Annotated in this window: 2 protein-coding genes; one reads left to right on the forward strand and one right to left on the reverse strand. The window is 38.5% G+C overall.

The annotated features are described in order from the left end of the window. Nucleotides 1–237 (reverse strand): plasmid recombination protein (locus tag ACFWWQ_RS29605; RefSeq protein WP_384602339.1); only part of this gene is annotated, 237 nt, incomplete at its 3' end. A gap of 474 nt (nt 238–711) precedes the next feature. On the opposite strand from ACFWWQ_RS29605, the gene ACFWWQ_RS29610 reads away from it, so the two are divergent. Then, nucleotides 712–951: a hypothetical protein gene (locus ACFWWQ_RS29610; RefSeq protein WP_384602341.1), complete on the forward strand. Its 240-nt coding sequence runs from the start codon at nt 712–714 to the stop codon at nt 949–951. Nucleotides 952–963: the final 12 nt, after the last annotated feature.

The raw sequence follows: 963 nt of genomic DNA on the forward strand, positions 1-963 counted from the left end.
ATCGCTAATCGGTTTCTGGTTCACCAGATAATAATTTATGTGCGTCCGCTCCCGATATATATTTTCATTTTTGCTTTTTTGAAACTCCCGCTGATTGTGTTTTTGTGTTCCATTCAATCTATCTTTTTTGTATTTTTCCATCCTTATGACCGCATAATTTGCCATGAGAAAAACCCCCGATTCAGACCACTGTATAGGGGTTATGGTAACACAAAGTTTATCTTTGGTGTAACGCACTACACCAAATTATGCCCATGGCAAATTTGGACGTGCGACCTGCGGTGCTGGTGGCTCTCTCATTCTCGCTATCGCATCGAAAGTTCGTGCCACTTGTCGGCTGTCCGCCGACCCGATTTTTCCGCCGATGAGAGATCGGCAGAAAATCAGAAAAACCCTTGCTGCTTCCACAGCATTTGACACATGAACAAATTGTTCTATGTGTCAAATTTTCAATCAAAGAAAGTATGCTGCGGCAACACGCAGCTACTTTCTCTATTTTTAAAACCATCTTCCCAATCAAAATGATATTAAGACATTGATATATCTGTATTTCGCACACTATAAAGACCGCAAAAATGCCCGCAATCAAAAGTTCAACCTCATAGGAATTTTTATTCAATTTATTTGAAATATTGTTATTTTATTCATATTCAGATACAAGCTATGTTAACGTGAATTCGGTACCAAAATCATACAAGGGAGAGTGTGAAAATGAGGAAATGGATTCTGTTTATGATTATCAGTTTTGTTACACTTGGATTAGTATTGCCTTCAGGCGAAGCTTCTGCTGAAGAAGTAAAGAGTCAATATACGCCCCAAGATTATGAAAAGTACCTCGCAAATTACGATTCAGATGCAGCTAAAGCAGCCGGTGTATCTCCAGAGTACATATCGTCAGCTGTTATGGAAGCTGGAAAAATCCTTGAAGATTTTAAAGCCTTATCAAAATAAGATCAGGAAAAA

Origin of the sequence: Streptomyces sp. NPDC059080 (assembly GCF_042739975.1) — a bacterium.
Taxonomy (GTDB): domain Bacteria; phylum Actinomycetota; class Actinomycetes; order Streptomycetales; family Streptomycetaceae; genus Streptomyces; species Streptomyces benahoarensis.

Excerpts from the sequence above, each read along its gene's own strand:
- ACFWWQ_RS29610 (WP_384602341.1), top strand. The coding sequence starts at position 712 with ATGAGGAAATGGATTCTGTTTATGATTATCAGTTTTGTTACACTTGGA.